The sequence below is a fragment of the Frankia sp. BMG5.23 genome, from assembly GCF_000685765.2.
In the GTDB taxonomy this organism is placed as follows: Bacteria; Actinomycetota; Actinomycetes; order Frankiales; family Frankiaceae; genus Frankia; species Frankia casuarinae.
Window position 1 is genome coordinate 65,126 of the sequence record NZ_JDWE01000018.1, and the last position, 17,140, is coordinate 82,265.

14 protein-coding genes are annotated in these 17,140 nt (G+C 70.1%); 10 read left to right on the plus strand and 4 right to left on the minus strand.

The annotated features are described in order from the left end of the window. Window positions 1–17 precede the first annotated feature (17 nt). The 5 genes from BMG523DRAFT_RS10805 to BMG523DRAFT_RS10825 all read left to right on the plus strand — a co-directional run bounded on the left by BMG523DRAFT_RS10805 (window position 18) and on the right by BMG523DRAFT_RS10825 (window position 6,613). Window positions 18–1,784 carry a GAF domain-containing protein gene (locus tag BMG523DRAFT_RS10805; protein WP_011435999.1) on the plus strand — a complete coding sequence of 589 codons (1,767 nt, stop codon included), beginning with the start codon at window positions 18–20 and terminating at the stop codon, window positions 1,782–1,784. A gap of 432 nt (window positions 1,785–2,216) precedes the next feature. After that, window positions 2,217–2,483 (plus strand): DUF1876 domain-containing protein, encoded by a 267-nt coding sequence (locus BMG523DRAFT_RS10810; RefSeq protein WP_011435998.1) that lies wholly within the window; start codon window positions 2,217–2,219, stop codon window positions 2,481–2,483. 158 nt (window positions 2,484–2,641) lie between these two features. After that, entirely contained in the window at window positions 2,642–4,279 is a 1,638-nt protein-coding gene (locus tag BMG523DRAFT_RS10815; protein WP_011435997.1) for an LCP family protein, read from the plus strand. Between the two features lie 252 nt (window positions 4,280–4,531). Then, the gene (locus BMG523DRAFT_RS10820) at window positions 4,532–5,293 is read left to right on the plus strand and encodes a 3-hydroxyacyl-CoA dehydrogenase (RefSeq protein WP_011435996.1); all 762 of its coding nucleotides are present in this window, start codon (window positions 4,532–4,534) and stop codon (window positions 5,291–5,293) included. Window positions 5,294–5,530: 237 nt separating this feature from the next. Further along, entirely contained in the window at window positions 5,531–6,613 is a 1,083-nt protein-coding gene (locus tag BMG523DRAFT_RS10825) for a PP2C family protein-serine/threonine phosphatase (RefSeq protein WP_043591066.1), read from the plus strand. On the opposite strand, the gene BMG523DRAFT_RS10830 is transcribed toward BMG523DRAFT_RS10825, so the two are convergent. Both BMG523DRAFT_RS10830 and BMG523DRAFT_RS10835 read right to left on the minus strand, forming a co-directional pair. After that, window positions 6,607–7,188 (minus strand): MerR family transcriptional regulator, encoded by a 582-nt coding sequence (locus BMG523DRAFT_RS10830; protein WP_051623823.1) that lies wholly within the window; start codon window positions 7,186–7,188, stop codon window positions 6,607–6,609. The genes BMG523DRAFT_RS10825 and BMG523DRAFT_RS10830 overlap by 7 nt on opposite strands. Window positions 7,189–7,228: 40 nt before the next feature. Continuing rightward, window positions 7,229–9,061 carry an MFS transporter gene (locus BMG523DRAFT_RS10835; RefSeq protein ID WP_043591054.1) on the minus strand — a complete coding sequence of 611 codons (1,833 nt, stop codon included), beginning with the start codon at window positions 9,059–9,061 and terminating at the stop codon, window positions 7,229–7,231. Between the two features lie 190 nt (window positions 9,062–9,251). Between BMG523DRAFT_RS10835 and BMG523DRAFT_RS10840 the strand changes: the two genes are divergently transcribed. Next, window positions 9,252–9,479 (plus strand): hypothetical protein, encoded by a 228-nt coding sequence (locus BMG523DRAFT_RS10840; RefSeq protein ID WP_011435992.1) that lies wholly within the window; start codon window positions 9,252–9,254, stop codon window positions 9,477–9,479. Window positions 9,480–9,527: 48 nt separating this feature from the next. On the opposite strand, the gene BMG523DRAFT_RS10845 is transcribed toward BMG523DRAFT_RS10840, so the two are convergent. Both BMG523DRAFT_RS10845 and BMG523DRAFT_RS10850 read right to left on the minus strand, forming a co-directional pair. After that, the gene (locus BMG523DRAFT_RS10845) at window positions 9,528–11,747 is read right to left on the minus strand and encodes an ATP-dependent RecD-like DNA helicase (RefSeq protein WP_011435991.1); all 2,220 of its coding nucleotides are present in this window, start codon (window positions 11,745–11,747) and stop codon (window positions 9,528–9,530) included. A 264-nt stretch (window positions 11,748–12,011) separates the two neighbouring features. Further along, window positions 12,012–12,695 carry a TetR family transcriptional regulator gene (locus BMG523DRAFT_RS10850; protein ID WP_011435990.1) on the minus strand — a complete coding sequence of 228 codons (684 nt, stop codon included), beginning with the start codon at window positions 12,693–12,695 and terminating at the stop codon, window positions 12,012–12,014. A gap of 84 nt (window positions 12,696–12,779) precedes the next feature. On the opposite strand from BMG523DRAFT_RS10850, the gene BMG523DRAFT_RS10855 reads away from it, so the two are divergent. The 4 genes from BMG523DRAFT_RS10855 to BMG523DRAFT_RS10870 all read left to right on the plus strand — a co-directional run bounded on the left by BMG523DRAFT_RS10855 (window position 12,780) and on the right by BMG523DRAFT_RS10870 (window position 17,117). After that, entirely contained in the window at window positions 12,780–13,622 is an 843-nt protein-coding gene (locus tag BMG523DRAFT_RS10855) for a 3-hydroxybutyryl-CoA dehydrogenase (RefSeq protein WP_035909043.1), read from the plus strand. An 83-nt stretch (window positions 13,623–13,705) separates the two neighbouring features. Continuing rightward, window positions 13,706–14,869 (plus strand): acyl-CoA dehydrogenase family protein, encoded by a 1,164-nt coding sequence (locus BMG523DRAFT_RS10860; protein ID WP_011435988.1) that lies wholly within the window; start codon window positions 13,706–13,708, stop codon window positions 14,867–14,869. A gap of 533 nt (window positions 14,870–15,402) precedes the next feature. Beyond that, the gene (locus BMG523DRAFT_RS10865) at window positions 15,403–16,320 is read left to right on the plus strand and encodes an NADP-dependent oxidoreductase (RefSeq protein ID WP_035730472.1); all 918 of its coding nucleotides are present in this window, start codon (window positions 15,403–15,405) and stop codon (window positions 16,318–16,320) included. Between the two features lie 116 nt (window positions 16,321–16,436). Further along, window positions 16,437–17,117: a GNAT family N-acetyltransferase gene (locus BMG523DRAFT_RS10870; RefSeq protein WP_051623828.1), complete on the plus strand. Its 681-nt coding sequence runs from the start codon at window positions 16,437–16,439 to the stop codon at window positions 17,115–17,117. The last annotated feature ends 23 nt before the right edge of the window (window positions 17,118–17,140 follow it).

Below are 17,140 nucleotides of genomic sequence, written 5' to 3' on the forward strand. Positions count from 1 at the left end.
GTTATCGTCTTGAGAACATGGAGTCCGAACGGGACCTCGCCTCCGCGGACGAAGGGACCTCCGATCTGGCCGGCACCGCGCCGTCTCCGGGACCGCCGGGAGAGCTGATCTTTCCCGCGGTCGCTCGGCTCGAGCTCGACGAGCTTCTCGCCCAGCTGGTGGACCGGGCCCAGGACGTTCTGGCCACTCAAAGCCGGCTGCACGGCCTGCTGCGGGCCAACCGGATGGTCACCGCCGACCTCAGTCTCGACGTGGTGCTACGGCGCATCGTCGAGTCCGCGTGCGAGCTGGTTGACGCCCGCTACGGCGCGCTCGGGGTAATCTCCCGCGACGGTCGGCTCGAACAGTTCGTGCACGTCGGGATGGACCCGGGACTCGTCGAGACGATAGGGCGGCTGCCCCGGGGAGACGGCGTGCTGGGCCTGCTCATCGCGGAACCGCGGCCGGTGCGCCTCGACGACATCGCCGACCACCTCCAGGCGGTCGGTTTCCCCCCGGGCCATCCACCGATGCGGGCCTTCCTCGGGGTGCCGATCCGGGTCCGCAACGAGGTCTTCGGCAATCTCTACCTCACTGAGAAACGCGGCGGTCGGGTGTTCACCGCGGAGGACGAGGAGCTGGCGCTCGCGCTGGCCGCGAACGCCGGTGTGGCGATCGACAACGCCCGGCTGTTCGGGGAGGCCCAGCATCGCCAGCAGTGGTCGCAGGCATCCGCCGACATCACCCGGCATCTGCTCGCAGACGGCGACGACCCGCTGGAGCTGATCGTCCAGCGGGCCCGCGACGTCGCCCGCGCGGACACGACGGCGCTGGCCCTCGGGTCGGAGACGGCGACCGAGCTGTCCTTCGACGTCGCCGCCGGGCAGGACGCGGACCTGCTGCGGGGCCGACGGGTACCGATAGAGAGCTCGCTGGCCGGCCGCGCGGTATGCGACCATGCGCCGCTGGTCGTCGCCGACGTCCGTGAACTGGCCGAATCCGAGGTCCACGACCTCGACATCGGGCCAACGATGATCGTTCCGCTGATCACGTCACATGTCACGTCCGGGGCGCTGATCCTCGCCCGGCGCCGGGGCGGTGACCTGTTCACAGACGCGGACCTGGAGCTGGCGGCCGCGTTCGCCGCGCACGTCGCGCTCGCGCTGGAACTCGCCCGCTCCCGGGCCGCACGCGGCCGGCTGTCCCTGCTGGAGGACCGCGACCGGATCGCCCGCGACCTGCACGACCACGTGATGCAACGCCTGTTCGCGGTGGCGATGGGCCTGCAGGGCCTCGCGGCCAGCGAGGAGCGGCCCACCCGGGCGGAACGGATGAACACCTACGTGGAGGATCTCGACGAGACGGTACGGGAGATCCGCCACACCATCTTCGAGCTGCGGGGCCGGGCGGCACCGGCGACGGGCAGCGGCCTGCGGGCGCAGATCCTGGGCGTCATCGACGACATGACCGGCGCGTTCGGCTTCACCCCGCGGGTCCGGCTGGACGGACCGGTGGACACGATGATCGGCTCTACCGTCGGCGACCATCTGATCGCGGTCGTGCGCGAGGCGCTGTCCAACGCCGCCCGGCATGCCAAGGCGAGCAGTGTCGAGGTGACCGTGACCGCCGCGAGCGGCGCCGTCACCGTCGACGTGGTGGACGACGGGGTCGGCATCGGCCCTACCACCCGCCGCAGCGGGCTGGCGAACATGCGGGCCCGGGCGCGGGATCTCGGCGGGACCTTCGAACTCGGCCCGGGCCCCGACGGCGGCACCCAGCTGCGCTGGTCGGTGCCGACTAGCTGACCCGTCCGCGGATCCCGCCGGCCGACGGATCCGCGACCAGCTGGCCGCCCAGATACGTCCGCACCCGCCCGCGGCCCTGTTCGAGCCGAATCCGCCCTCGTGCCTCGGCCGTCATCCACTCGCCTCCCGTTCTCGCGTTCGGACCAGTCCCTCCCAGGGACCGGTTCCTCCTGGACCAACCGGCGCGGCGCCCCACGCCTTCCCGTTGCCGGGACGGTGAATCCCGGCAATACCGGAAGGCGGAGGATGCCCAACATTAAGCGCGCCGATGAACGGGCCATACGCCACCTGTGGGTGCCCGGCCCGGCCGGTGCCCGGGCCGGGCACCGTGTCACCCCCCCCGTGTCACCCCCCCGTGTCACCGGGGACCACGCGGGCACGTGACAACCAGGAAGAACTCATCCGAGGAGAACTCGTCGGACGGAGGCCGAGATGACCACCACAAGAACCTGGACCGTGCAGATCTCCCTGACGGAGCAGCACGGCCGTACCCAGGCGGATGCGGCCCTGCACGGCAGCGCCCGCGACGATCTACATGGGACGGGGCAGGCCCGGCTGCACCCCGGGGAGTCCGACGTTCCCGAGATCGGGGACGAGGTGGCCGCCGCGCGCGCGTTGTCGGAGCTGGCACACCGCCTGTTCGACGCGGCCGCCGAAAACATCCAGGCGGCGATGGCGGGACCCGACCGGACTATGTGATCGTCGTCCGCCGCCGGTGAAGCCGGTGAAGCCGCCGCCGCTCACCCGGATATGGCCAAACTCGGCTGAACCCCTCATCAGGGAGCATGAAACCATTCGTGTTACTTTCCGTGCCATGCCGGACCCTGCTCGCCGGACCGCTCGAGGAGAGGCGGGAAGTGACCGCACCGCACCCGCAGAACGACGCCGCCGACCACGCGCGGGTGCTTCCACCCCGGCTCGACCCGCGGGGATCGGGGTCCGGCCGGTCGGGATCCGGGTCGGCACGCGGCGGACGGTCGGCTAGGCGTCGCGGGTTGCGGGTCTTCCTGGCCTGCGTGTCCTGCCTCGTGTTCGTGGCCACGGTGGGGGGCTGGGCCGCGTACTTCTATGTCGACGGCAAGGTCAACCGGGTCGACCTCGGCCTCGGTTCGGGCGGCGACTCCGGCGGGGTGGGGACCGCGAACTACCTGCTGGTCGGGACCGACAGCCGCGCCGGTACCAACGGTAAGTACGGAGACGCGCCGGGCCAGCGCTCCGACACGACGATCCTCGCGCACCTGACGAAGGATGGGACCACCACCATGGTCTCCTTCCCCCGCGACATGTATGTGCTGATCCCCGAGTACACCGACGGGGCCGGCAAACGTCACAAGGCCTGGCACGACAAGTTCAACGCCGCGATCTCCGTAGGCGGCCCGTCGCTGTTGGTGCAGACGGTGCAGAGCCTGACCGGCCTGCAGGTCGACCACTACATCTCGATGGACCTGGAGGGTTTCAAGGAGATCACCGATGCCATCGGCGGTGTCCAGGTCTGCATCAAGCCGTCGGACGCGAAACCGAGCCGCTACCAGGACGACCGCGGGCGGTGGCGGATGAGCACGAACACCAACGACCCGATGAGCGGATTCGTCGGTGGGCCCGGGACGATCCAGCTCGGCGGCGACCAGGCCCTGGCCTTCGTTCGCCAACGCCACGGCCTGCCGGACGGCGACTTCGACCGCATCCGCCGGCAGCAGCAGTTCATCGGCTCGATGTTCCACAAGATCATGGCAGACGACACCCTGACGAACCCGATCAAGGCCCAGAAGCTGGTATCGGCGGCAGCGAGCGCGCTCACCCTCGACAACCACACCAGCATCGCCGACCTGCGCAGCCTCGGCACCCGAGTCCGCGGGCTGGCCACCGGGGGCCTCCAGATGCAGACCGTGCCCGTCCACGCGCCGACCCGTGCCGAGGGGGCGATCGACGACAACGGCAACATCCGCCTGCACGGAGTCCCGGCCTCCGTGCAGCTCTACCGGCCGGACGACCTGCAGCGCATCGTCGCGCCGATGGGTGGCAAGGCCGAGGGCGCGAGTTCTACCACCGACGCCGGGAGCGGGGGGACCGGTCCGGCGCTCGCTCCCGGCGCCGCCGCCGCGCCCTCCCAGGTCCGGGTCGCCGTCTACAACGGCTCGTCGCGGGCCGGACTCGCCTCCAAGGTCACCGAGCAGCTGACTGCCAAGGGCTTCCACGCCCGCAACGCCGGCAACGCCTCGGTCCTCACCCACGAGACCTCCCGGGTGCTCTACGCCCCCGGGCAGGAGGCCGAGGCGAACACCGTCGCCGCGGCGGTGCCCGGCTCGGTCCTGCTCGCCGATGCGAGCATCACCGGTGTCCAGCTCGTCCTGGGCTCCGGCTTCACCGCGGTGGTGACGCCGAGCGTGACGGCCGGTGGGACCGCGCCTGCGCCCGCACCGGCGGCGGCCGGACCCGCCGCCGGACCGGCGCCGCCGGGAGCGCCCTCGCCGGGCCCGCCCACCTGCACCTACTGATCCTCCTGGTCCCACCGGCCCGGTCCCAATCCGCGCCAACCGGTGGGCAGCGTGGAGCTGGCGGCCCACGGGAGCGCTGTCCGCCCGCGCGGCTTGCACTACTCTTCCGGGGTGTGCACGTCTTCCGGGGTGTGCACGGATGGCCGCCTCCCCTGGTCGCCGGTCGGGGGACGGCCGGCTCGTTCCCCCAGCTCCACCCCGCACAGCCAAGGCCGCGCCTCCGGCCGATGTCCCTCCCGGAGAGGAACTCACGTGCAGATCACGGATTCAGTCGCCGTGGTGACCGGCGGGGCTTCCGGCCTCGGCCTTGCCACCGCCACCCGGCTCATCGACGCTGGTGCCAGCGTGGTCCTCCTCGACCTCCCGTCCTCGAACGGCGCGGCGGTCGCGGAGAAGTTCGGCAGTTCGGTGCGATTCAGCCCCGGCGACGTCACCTCCGAGCAGGACGTGACGGCAGCCCTGGACGTGGCTGCCGAGCTGGGCCCGCTGCGCATCGCCGTCAACTGCGCCGGCATCAGCAACGCCGCCAAGACGCTGAGCAAGGAAGGGCCGTTCCCACTGGCCATCTTCGAGCGGGTCGTCAAGGTCAACCTGATCGGCTCGTTCAACGTCATCCGACTCGCGGCCGAGCGGATCAGCAGGACCGAGGAGATCGACGGCGAGCGTGGCGTCATCATCAACACCGCGTCCGTGGCGGCGTTCGAGGGCCAGATCGGGCAGGCCGCCTACTCGGCGTCCAAGGGCGGCATCGTCGGCATGACGCTGCCGATCGCCCGCGACCTCGCCAGTCTGAAGATCCGCGTGGTGACCATCGCCCCCGGCCTGTTCGACACCCCGCTGCTCGCCTCGCTGCCGGAGCCGGCTCGCGTCTCTCTCGGCCAGCAGGTCCCGCACCCCTCGCGCCTGGGCTCCCCCGACGAGTACGGCCTGCTCGCGACCCAGATCATCGCGAACCCCATGCTCAACGGCGAGACCATCCGCCTCGACGGTGCCATCCGGATGGCACCCCGCTGAACGGGTTCACAGCGCCGCGAGCTGCTCGGCGAGGCGCGCGATCGAGGTCTCGGCGGCCGGGCCCGCCGCCGGGTCAGCGCGTCCATGCTGGCTGGTGAGGCCCCCTGGAAGCAGGCTCCGGCGGGTTCGGTCCGGACCGCTCGCGGGTAGACAGACACCCATGCGGCCTGGCCAAGGCGAGATCCCCGGGCGGATCTCCCGGGGTGCTGAGGGTGCCGCGGTACTGGGGTGCTGAGGGTGCTGCGCTGGTTCGCCCCGATCACCCCGATGCTCATACTCGCCCTGGTGGTCGGACTGCAACTGAGCAATCAGAAATGGAACGTGATCGGACTCGCGATTCTGAGCCCCATGCTCGCGGCCACGTTCGCCGGACCCCGGCTGACCGCAGGCTACGGGGTGGCGGCGGTCCTGGCGGGCATCCTGCTGGGTCTGCACGATGACCTGTTCGGCCGGAGCGGCGGTGGCCCGACGGCCCAGGTGGTCCGGCTGGTCGGGGTCACGGCCGGCGGAGTGATGGCCGTCCTGGTCAGCCGATACAACATCCGACGCGAGACGAAGCTGCAGAACGTCACTCGGGTGGCCGAGGTGGCGCAGCAGACGATCCTCAGTCCCGTCCCGTCGTCGTCCGGCGGGCTGCGGTTCGCCGTCCGCTACGAGAGTGCCACCGTGGAGGCCATGATCGGTGGGGATCTGTACGAGGTCGTCGACAGCCCGTGGGGAACCCGCCTGCTCATTGGTGACGTACGGGGCAAGGGGCTCGACGCCGTGCGGATCGCGAGCCGGGTGCTCAGCTGCTTCCGGCTGATGAGTCGACGCACGGGCGACCTGCGCGATCTGCTGGCGAACCTCGACGCGGAGGTCGCCGATGCCAGCTGCCTGGACGACTTCGTCACCGCGGTCGTCGGGCAGGTCGACGGCAGTCGTCTGACGCTGGCGAACGCGGGACATCCCGATCCCGTTCTCGTTCGTGCCGGGCAGGCGGATCTGCTCACTGTCTCGTCCAGGCTGCCACCGCTCGGGCTGATCACGGACGGGAGCAACGTGACGGACACCGTGCTGCGGGCGGGGGATCGCCTGCTGTTCTATACCGACGGCATCACCGAGGCACGCGCCCCCACGACCGACGCCTTCTTCCCCCTGCTGCCCGCGGCCGAGGCCGCGTTCGCCCACACGTCACTCGACGAGGCGCTGACCGATCTCGCCGACCGGGTCCGGGACTGGACGCGATCGACGCTGAACGACGATGTGGCGCTCCTGGCGGTCGAGGTTCCCGGACCGACCCGGCACGCCGGCCCAACCCGACGATCGGATGATCACTGAGAGCTGTCGGCGACCCCCTTGGCCAGCCGGTCCGCCCGCTCGATCCGTTCGTCGATCTCGTCACGGAAGGCCACCAGCCGGCTGATTTTCTCGTCAATCTCGACGCGGAGCCTCCGGTAGGCCGACGTGCCCTCGGTCAGCAGCCGGATGCGGTCCGCGTCGTCGGACGCCGCGTGGTACTCCTGCCGGACCTGGGCGAGACGATCCTCGTAGGCGAGGATCGTGCGGATCTCGTCCAGGTTGAAGCCGAGCAGCGTCTGCAGCTCGCGGATGCGCCGCACCCGGGCGAGGTCGGAATCCGCGTACAGCCGGTTCCCGCCCAGGGTGCGCCCGGACGGGGTGAGCAGCCCCACCTCCTGGTAATACCGCAGGGCCCGCACCGAGACGCCCAGTTCCTGCGCGGCCTGACCGATCCCGCGCAGGTCACGAGCCGCATCCTTGACCGCGCTCTTGGCTGCGCTCTTGACCGGGCTCTTGGCCGCGTCGCCGTCCCGCACCAGGCAATTGTTCCGCACGGCGCCATCGGCCCGCACGGCGCCATCGGCCCGCACGGCGCCATCGGTGGCTCTGATCATCGACGTCAGGGCCTTTCTCACGCTCGGCCTAGCCCGCGGCCTATCGCTCGGCGGCCAGGGGGCTGCTCGGAAGAGCGCTCCCGGCACCGTCCTCCATCGCCGCGATGTCGCCCGCGCCGGCCAGCCCCTCGGCCGTCTCTTCGAGCAGCGGACGGCGCACGTGCGGCCGCTGCTTCCCGCGCAGCCAGGAGAAGCCCGCGGCGACCAGGCAGGCGACGGCGGCGAAGGCGAAGGCGAGGCGCAGACCGTCACCGAACGGCCCGGAGATAAGGTTCGGGAAGAAGGTGTGCCCGGTGAGGAAGTCGGCCTTCGCCGGGTCGAGCTGCGACAGGGTGTCCGGGCCGAGCAGTCGCTCGGTGGGGTTGTACCCGAGGAACGCGGCGAACAGGCTGCCGATCGGCGGCAGGTTCGCCAGCTCGTGCGCCTTCGCCGGGGAGACGCCCTGCCCGACAAGCCCGGAGTACATGGCGTCCGGAAGGCTGGCGGCCAGCCCGAGCGCGATGATGGTGAAGAAAACACCGATGGACAGCACGCTGGCCGAGTTCTGGAACGTGTTGAGCATGCCGGCACCGGCACCGCGCTGGTTGGGCGGCAGGGTGTTCATCACGCTGCTGGTGTTCGGCCCCGCGAACAGGCCCATGGACAGGCCCATCAGCAACAGGATCAGCGCGAACCACGGATAGTCGAAGTCGATGGGAATGGCGTCGAACAGCAGGAACGCCACCGCCGTGATCACCAGTCCCAGGGTGGCGAACGGACGCGCACCGTAGCGGTCCGCGAACCGGCCGGCCAGCGGCCCCGCCACCAGGAATCCGACGGTCACCGGAATCAGGTAGATGCCGGCCCACAGCGGGGTCTTCTCAAAGCTGTAGCCATGCAGCGGCAACCAGATCCCCTGCAACCAGATAATCAACATGAACTGCAGACCACCACGGGCGAGCGCGCCGAGCAGAGCCGCGATGCTGCCCATGGTGAAGGTCCGGCTCCGGAACAGGTCCAGGCGGAACATCGGGTCGGCGGAGCGCAGCTCGATGACGACGAAGCCGATCAGCACCGCGAGACCACCGAACAGGCAGCTCAGCACGAACGGCTTGGTCCAGCCCATCGTGTGACCGCCATAGGGCTGCAGCCCGTAGACGATGCCGGTCAGGATCGCGATGAGGCCGACCGCGAACGTGATGTTGCCGGCCCAGTCGATCCGGGCCTGGGTGCGCGCCCCGTTGTCGCGCAGCTTCAGGTAGGCCCAGACCGTCCCGAAGATGCCGAACGGCACCGAGACAAGAAAGACCAGATGCCATTCGACCGGCGCCAGCAGACCGCCGATCAACAGCCCCAGAAATGATCCGACGATCGCCGCGACGCCGTTGACCCCCAGGGCGAGCCCGCGTTCGTCCTCCGGGAAGGCGTCAGTGATGATCGCGCTGGAGTTGGCGAAGAGGAAGGCACCGCCCACGCCCTGCAGCACCCGCATGATGATGATCCACCAGGCGGCTGCCGTGCCATGCATCCAGGTGACGGCGAGCAGGATCGAGAACAGCGTGAAGATCGCGAAGCCGAGGTTGTACATCCGCACCCGGCCGAACATGTCGCCGACCCGCCCCAGACTCACCACGAGCACCGAGGTGACCAGCAGGAATCCCATCAGGATCCAGAGGAAGTACGAGGTGTTCTCCGGTGCGAGCGGGTCTATCTCGATTCCCCGGAAGATGTCCGGAAGGGCGATGAGAAGAATCGAACTGTTGATCGTCACCATCAGGATGCCAATGGTCGCGTTCGACAGCGCGATCCACTTGTAGTTGTCCGGACCGGGCCGGGCCAGGACCTCGTCGGCCTCAAGCGACAGGGTGCCGGCGGCGGTGTCGGAAGTCGTCACCGCACGAAGGTAGCGCCTCTATCTAACGTCAGCGGTAGATGTGACATGGTTCATAGCGGCCGGAGGCCGATATACGCCGTTGTGGGCGTCGGCTTCGCGACCGGGGATTGCCAGCCGGCCGACCGGGCGCCCCCGTCCCCGGACCAGGTAAGGGTCCGGGGCACGAACGCCGACGAATGAGGAGACGACGATGCTGCTCGCCGAGGAACTTCTCCTGCTCGCGCTCGCGGGCCCGGCCCGTCTACTCGAGGTGGTGGCACCCGAGCGCGCGTCCCGCGGGCACGCGAAGGAGCGGATCCGGACGGCGACCGACCTGACGCCGGTCGCCCCGATCGTCAAGAAGGTCATCGCGGAAGCGGAGGCAGTGGTCATAGCCGCGGCAACCAGCGTGAGCCTGGGCGTGGCGGCGTCGAGCTGACCGTGTCGCCGTTACCGTTACGAGCCGATGGTAGGTGGTGTTCACCAGTCACCCGCTACGCAGCCGGTGGTCGAGCGCGGTGTGCCGCTGGCCGTGACCGGCGGCCCGCACCGCCTGGCCGATCGCCCGGCGGGATCCCACCAGCACGACCAGCTTCTTCGCCCGGGTGACGGCCGTGTAGAGCAGATTGCGTTGCAGCATCATCCAGGCGCTGGTGGTGAGCGGGATGACGACCGCGGGGTACTCACTGCCCTGGGAGCGGTGGATCGTCACCGCGTAGGCGTGGGTCAGCTCGTCGAGCTCCCCGAAGTCGTAGTCGATGTCCTCGTCCTCGTCGGTCCGGATGGTGAGCGTCTGGTTCTCCACATCCAGCGCGGTGACCACGCCGAGAGTGCCGTTGAAGACCCCGCTCGCGCCCTTGTCGTAGTTGTTGCGCACCTGCGTAACCTTGTCGCCGACCCGGAACGTCCGGCTGCCAAAGCGCCGCTCGGCCACGTTCGGGCGGGACGGCGTCAGGGCCTCCTGCAGCAGGGTGTTCAGCGCGCCGGCCCCCGCCGGGCCGCGGTGCATCGGGGTCAGTACCTGCACGTCCCGGCGCGGATCAAGCCCGAACTTCGCCGGAATCCGCCGGGCGACCACCTCCGCGGTGATTTTCGCCGCCTCCTCCGCCTCCTCGGCGGCGAACAAGAAGAAGTCGGGCAGTCCCCGGACCAGCGGATAGTCACCACGGTTGATGCGGTGCGCGTTGGTCACCACCCCGGACTCGGTCGCCGCTCGGAAGACCTGGGTGAGCCGGACATGCGGGATCGGCGTCCCCTCGGCGAGCAGGTCGCGTAGCACCTGGCCGGCACCGACCGACGGCAGCTGGTCGACGTCGCCGACCAGCAGCAGATGCGCGCCGGGCGGAACCGCCTTGGCAAGCTTGTTCGCCAGTAGCAGGTCGACCATCGACGCCTCGTCAACGACGATCAGGTCGGCGTCGAGCGGGCGGTCCCGGTCGAAGGCGGCGTCACCGCCCGGCCGCAGCTCCAGCAGCCGGTGCACCGTCGATGCCTCGTGCCCGGTCAGCTCGGTCAGCCGCTTCGCGGCCCGGCCGGTCGGCGCGGCGAGGATCACCTTCGCCTGCCGGGCCAGTGCGAGCGTCACGATGGAGCGGACGGTGAAACTCTTGCCGCAGCCCGGTCCGCCCGTCAGCACGGCGACCCTGGACGTCAGGGCAAGCTGCACCGCATCGCGCTGGGCCGGCGCGAGCTCGACCCCGGTCCGCTCCCGCAGCCAGCCCAACGCCCGGTCCCAGTCCACCGAGGCGAAGGCGGCCAACCGGTCCGCGCCGGTATTCAGCAGGCGGCGCAACTGGCCGGCAACGGATATCTCGGCCCGGTGGAACGGCACCAGGTAGATCGCGGCCGTCGGCGTCGCCGGATCCTCGCTTGGAACCTCCTCCCGGACGACCCCGTCCTCGGCGACCAGCTCCCCCAGGCACTCGATGACGTCACCGGTGTCGACCTGGAGAATCTGCACGGCGTCGCTGATGAGCCGGGGCTCGGGCAGAAAGCAGTGGCCACCGCCGTCGGTGGCCTCGGACAGCGTGAACAGCAGGCCAGCCTTGATCCGCTGCGGACTGTCATGCGGAATCCCCACCGCCTTCGCGATGGTGTCCGCGGTGCGGAACCCGATGCCCCAGACGTCCGTGGCCAGCCGGTAGGGCTCATTGCGCACCACACCGATCGACGCGTCCCCGTACTGTTTGTAGATCCGCACCGCCAGCGAGGTGGACACACCCACCCCCTGAAGAAAGACCATCACCTCCTTGATGGCCTTCTGTTCCTCCCACGCCTCGGCGATCGCCCTGGTACGCTTCGGGCCGAGCTTCGGCACCTCGATGAGTCGTTCCGGCTCCTTTTCGATGACGTCCAGCGCCGCGACCCCGAAATGCTCGACGATGCGTTCGGCCAGGCGCGGACCGATGCCCTTGATAAGGCCCGAGCCGAGATAGCGCTGCACGCCCTGGACGGTCGCCGGCAGCACGGTCGTGTAATCCTCGACCTGGAACTGGCGGCCGTACTGCGGGTGCGAACCCCATCGCCCCCGCATCCGTAGCGACTCCCCCGGCTGCGCGCCGAGCAACGCCCCGACGACGGTCACCAGGTCACCGCCGCGCCCGGTGTCAACCCGCGCGACCGTGTAGCCGGTCTCCTCGTTGGCATAGGTGATCCGTTCCAGCACCGCATCGAGGACCGCGCCGCGGAAGGGTTCGCGTCCGATCATGGTAGCCGCCGGGACGCCGGGACGATGAGAATCACCGCTTCCTCGGGGTGGGACAAGACGATCTCCAGCTTCGGATGGGGTAGCAGGGTAACGGACCGAGCGGGGCAACGAGCAGAGCAGCCGGGCGGGCGGTGTCCGCCCCGGACCGTGTGCCCATCCTGCCCTTCGGTCGATCGCCACCGTTCCCCGGCGCGGTCCGGGGCGTCCCCTTCCGTGACCAGTACCGCGAAGTAGGTCCGCCGGCATCCCTTTCAGACACCCTCGCTAGCTCAAGGGGCGCCGCTGTTCCTCTTCAAGTGCCCGACGCAGCCGGGTGACCACGGCGTCCACGCCGGCGGAGGTGCGGAATATGACAACGGCTGTCCCGGCTTCAGCAGGTGTTTCGAGATGCTCGAGCGCCACCTCCATCGCACGGTTGAACTCCTCGCCGGGGGAGGTGGTCTCGCCTCGGAGCCAGCGTCGGAGCACATGGTTGTGGGCGGTGACGATGGCCGCGGACACCAACTCGGCACGCAGGGCGCCGTCGGGCGCGTTGCCCATCCAGTCGCGCAGGAACCTGGCGAACAGGCGCTGATACTGCCGGATGCCGGCCACCTCGCGGGCGCGCAGTGTAGGGACGGTGCTGGTCAGGCGGTAGCGGGCGCGGGCGAGCTCGCCCTCGGCGAGGTAGTGCTGCAGCACTATGCGGGCGGCCTCCGCGAGAGCGAGCCCGCGGGTCTCTGGAGCGGCGGTCGCAAGCCGGGCTTCGATGTGGCCGAGCAGCACGTCGTGCTCGGGAAAGATCACGTCCTCCTTGGACCGGTAGATCCGGAAGAACGTCGTCCGACCGACGCCCGCGCGTTGCGCGATGTCGTCGACCGTCGTGCCCTCGAAGCCACGCTCCTCGAAGAGCTCGAACGCCGCCGCGACGAGCCTGTCCTTGGCCAAGCGGGCCGGCTGCTGCTCCACGGCACCGAAATTACTTGGTGGTACGTAGTTCCACAACTATGATACTGCGTACCAACACCGTGGAGGAGGAGCCAGGTGAACGCCATCAACAAGGTCGGTATCGTCGGCTGTGGCCTGATGGGTGCCGGGATCGCCGAGGTCTGCGCCCGTGCCGGCAAGGACGTGGTCGTCGTGGAGATGACCACGCCCGCCGTGACCGCGGGACGGCAGCGCCTGGAGACATCACTGTCCCGCGCGGAGAGCCGCGGCAAGGTGGCCAGCGCCGCGGAAGTACTCGAACGCATCCAGGTCGTCGAGGACATCGAGGCCCTGGCCGACCGCGGCCTCGTGGTGGAGGCGATCGTCGAGGACGAGACCGCCAAGTCCACGCTGTTCAAGCGACTCGACGAGGTCGTCAAGGACCCGGACGCGGTGCTGGCCTCCAACACCTCCTCCATTCCGATCATGAAGCTCGCCGTGGCCACCGAACGGCCCACCCATGTCCTGGGTATCCACTTCTTCAACCCGGTCCCGGTGCTGTCCCTGGTCGAACTGGTGCCGAGCCTGCTGACCGACCCGGAGACGACCGAGCGGGCGCGGGCGTTCGTGCAGGACGATCTGGGCAAGCACGCCATCGACTGCCAGGACCGGGCGGGCTTCGTGGTCAACGCCCTGCTGATCCCGTTCGTGCTCTCGGCGATCCGGATGCTGGAGTCCGGGTTCGCCACGGCCGAGGACATCGACCAGGGACTGGTCCGTGGTGCCGCCCACCCGCAAGGACCGCTGGCGCTGGCTGACCTGATCGGGCTGGACACCACCAAGGCAGTGGCCGAGTCGCTGTACGAGGAGTTCAAGGAACCCCTCTATGCGCCGCCGCCGCTGCTGGCCCGCATGGTCGACGCCGGCCTGCTGGGTCGCAAGACCGGCCGCGGCTTCTACACCTACTGAGCGCCCTACACCTACTGAGCGCCTTAGTAACTCTTCTGCACCTACTGAGCGCCCTGGCAAGCGACCTAGTGAGCGAGGAACCCATGACCGCCACCGACTTCGACCTGTACCGACTCAGCGACGAGCACCTCGAGTTGCGCGACGCCGTGCGCACCCTGGCCTACGACAAGATCGCGCCGTACGCCGCCGACGTCGACGCCCACAGCCGGTTCCCGCAGGAGGCCTACGACGCGCTGGTGGCCTCCGACTTCCACGCGCCCCACGTCCCTGTCGAATACGACGGCGTCGGCGCCGACGCGCTCGCCACCTGCATCGTCATCGAGGAGGTCGCCCGCGTCTGCGCGTCCTCCTCGCTGATCCCCGCCGTGAACAAGCTCGGCAGCCTCCCGCTCATCCTCGGCGGCACCGACGACCTGAAACAGCGATACCTCCCACCGCTGGCCCGCGGCGAGGCCGCCTTCTCCTACGGCCTCTCCGAACGTGAGGCCGGCTCCGACACCGCTGCGATGAAGACCCGCGCCGTCCGCGACGGCGACCACTGGGTGCTCTCCGGGCAGAAGTCCTGGATCACCAACGCGGGGATCTCCGAGTACTACACCGTGCTCGCCGTCACCGACCCCGACGGCCGACGCGGCGCCAACATCAGCGCTTTCATCGTGGAGAGCTCCGACCCGGGCTTCTCCGTCGGCAGCCCGGAGAAGAAGCTGGGCATCAAGGGCTCTCCGACCCGCGAGCTGCTCTTCGACGACTGCCGAATTCCCGAGGATCGTCTCATCGGCGAGCTCGGTCACGGCCTCCGGCTGGCGCTGCGTACTCTCGACCACACTCGGGTGACCATCGGTGCACAAGCCATCGGCATCGCCCAGGGCGCACTCGACCTCGCCCTGAACTACGTCAAGGAGCGCAAGCAGTTCGGCAAGCGCATCGCGGACTTCCAGGGGATCCAGTTCATGCTTGCCGACATGGCCATGGCGCTGGAGGCCGCGCGCCAGATGGTGTATGTCGCCGCCGCCAAGTCCGAGCGGGGGGACGCCGACCTCACGTTCTTCGGCGCCGCCGCCAAGTGTCTGGCGTCGGACACCGCCATGCAGGTGACCACCGACGCCGTACAGCTACTCGGCGGCTACGGCTACACCCAGGACTTCCCCGCCGAACGGCTCATGCGGGACGCCAAGATCACCCAGATCTACGAAGGTACCAACCAGATCCAGCGCATCGTCATGGCCCGCCAGCTCCTCGCCGGCTAACTCCGCTGGCCCTACCTGGAGGGAGTTAGCAGGCTTATGGGAGTCACCGGGTCGGCTGTAGGGCAGGCTCGGTGCCGGTAGCCACCGGCGGGGTCGTGGCCGTGAGCGCAGAACCGGCCCCGCCAGGTCACCCCCGCCGAGCAGGTGCGGTCCTACGAGTTACTCACCGAGCAGTGGCTGCGCCGGACGTGAGTCGGCCGGGTTCGCACCTGTCCAGGCCTTTCTCGGCCTCCCAGGTCACCCCGGCCTTTCCCGGCCTCCCCCGGCCTCTCCCCCAGCCTTCTTCGATCTTCTTCGGCCCTTCTTCGACGTCGAACAGAACCAGAATTCGACTATCGGCCTGACCTCGGCGGTGGCCGCCGCCGTCCCGGTGCCGGCCACCGCCGGAAGGTGACGGCCCGCCCCGGTGTTGTAGGTGATCGCGGTCGGCGTTGACGCCTGCCGCGGACATCGCGGACATCGCGGAGGTCTCGACGCGGTGGGACAGCCGCGGCGGGACGGCCAGGGAAACGGCGAAGGGAACGGTGGTTGTGGTGCCGAAGGCTTACGTCTACAACGACCACGGCGGTCCGGAGGTGGAGGCGTTCGCTGACCTCCCGATCCCGGTGGCCGGGCCGGGTCAGCTCACGATCGCGGTACGCGCCGCCGGGGTCAACCCCGTGGACTGGAAGCTGCGGGGCGGCCTGCGGCTGCCGGCCGCCCCGCCGGCCGTGTTTCCGGTCGTGCTCGGAGTGGAGGCCTCCGGCGTGGTGACGCAGGTGGGCCCGGACGTCAACGGATTCGCCGTCGGCGACGAGGTGTTCGGCAGCGCGCCGGGCGGTGGCTACGCCGAGTACACGGTGCTGACCGCCAGGGAGAGCGCGCGCAAGCCGGCCGCGGTGTCCTTCGTGGCCGCGGCGACGCTTCCGGTCGCGGCGGCGACCGCCTACGACGGCGTGCACCAGCTGGCCCTGCCGCCCGGCGCCACCCTGCTGATCATCGGTGTGGGTGGCGGCGTGGGAGTGGCCGCCGCGCAGATCGCCCGGCATGCGGGCCTGACGGTCGTCGGCACCGCGAGCGCCGGCAAGAAGGACTTCGTCGAGGCCCTCGGCGTGGCGCACGTCGAGCCGGGCCCCGATGTCGCGGACCGGGTGCGGGCCGCCGCGTCCCGGGGGGTCGACGGAATCTACGATCTCGTCGGGGGCGAGACGCTGGACGACGTCGTCGAGGTCCTCGCGGACCGGTCGAAGCTCGTCACGGCCTTGTCTGGGGCGAGCGACCGGTACGGCGGGACGACGGTCCAGCGGGCCCGGGACAGCCGCGTGCTCGACGCGGTCGCCCAGCTGGTCGTGGACGACGCGCTGGACCCGCTCGTGACCGCGACCTTCCCGCTGGACCAGGCCCCGGCGGCGCTGCGCGCGGTGGAGAACGGCCACGCCCGCGGCAAGATCGTGATCAAGGTCGCCGCGTGACCGAGCTTGCCGTTCCCCGACAGCACGCCCCCGGGCGGCACGCCCCCGGGCGGCCGGGACCCGACCGGCCGGGACCCGACCGGCCGGAGCCCGGGCGGCACGCGACCGGCCAGCATGTGCTGAACAACCCCGTCCGTTCCTCCCTCCTGGGTCCGCACGCGCATTTCGCCGAGCGGGTCGGTGACGTGCTGCGCTACCCGGTCGGCGTGTCACCGTTCGTCGCCCTGCCGGACGTGCCCGACGAGAGCACCTGGCGCAACGTCGCGGCGCTGCTCGGCCCGGGCGCGATCGCGCCGTTCACCGGCATCGACGCTTCCCCGCCGCCCGGCTGGGGGGATGCGATCTTCGACGGCGCGCAGCTCGTAGACGAGGGGGTCGACGCGCTCCCGGACGAGGAGGCCGTGCGGCTGGGGACCGCGGACGTGCCGGAGATGCTCGCGCTGGCCGAACGCACCAAACCCGGGCCGTTCCTGCCTCGCACAATCGAGCTCGGCACGTACCTCGGCATCCGGCGGGACGGCACGCTGGTGGCGATGGCCGGGGAACGGCTGCACCCGCCCGGCTGGACCGAGATCAGCGCCGTCTGCACGGACGCGGACCACCGGGGCCAGGGCCTCGCGACCCGGCTCGTCCACGCGGTCGCCGCGGGCATCCGGGCCCGCGGGGAGACACCGTTCCTGCACGCCGCGGCGACCAACACGAACGCGATCCGGCTCTACGAGTCGCTCGGGTTCCGGCTGCGGCGTGAGGTGACGTTCCGCGCCGCGCGGATACCGGACATCGAGCCGGCCGCGTGACCACCGCCCGGCCGCGTAACCAC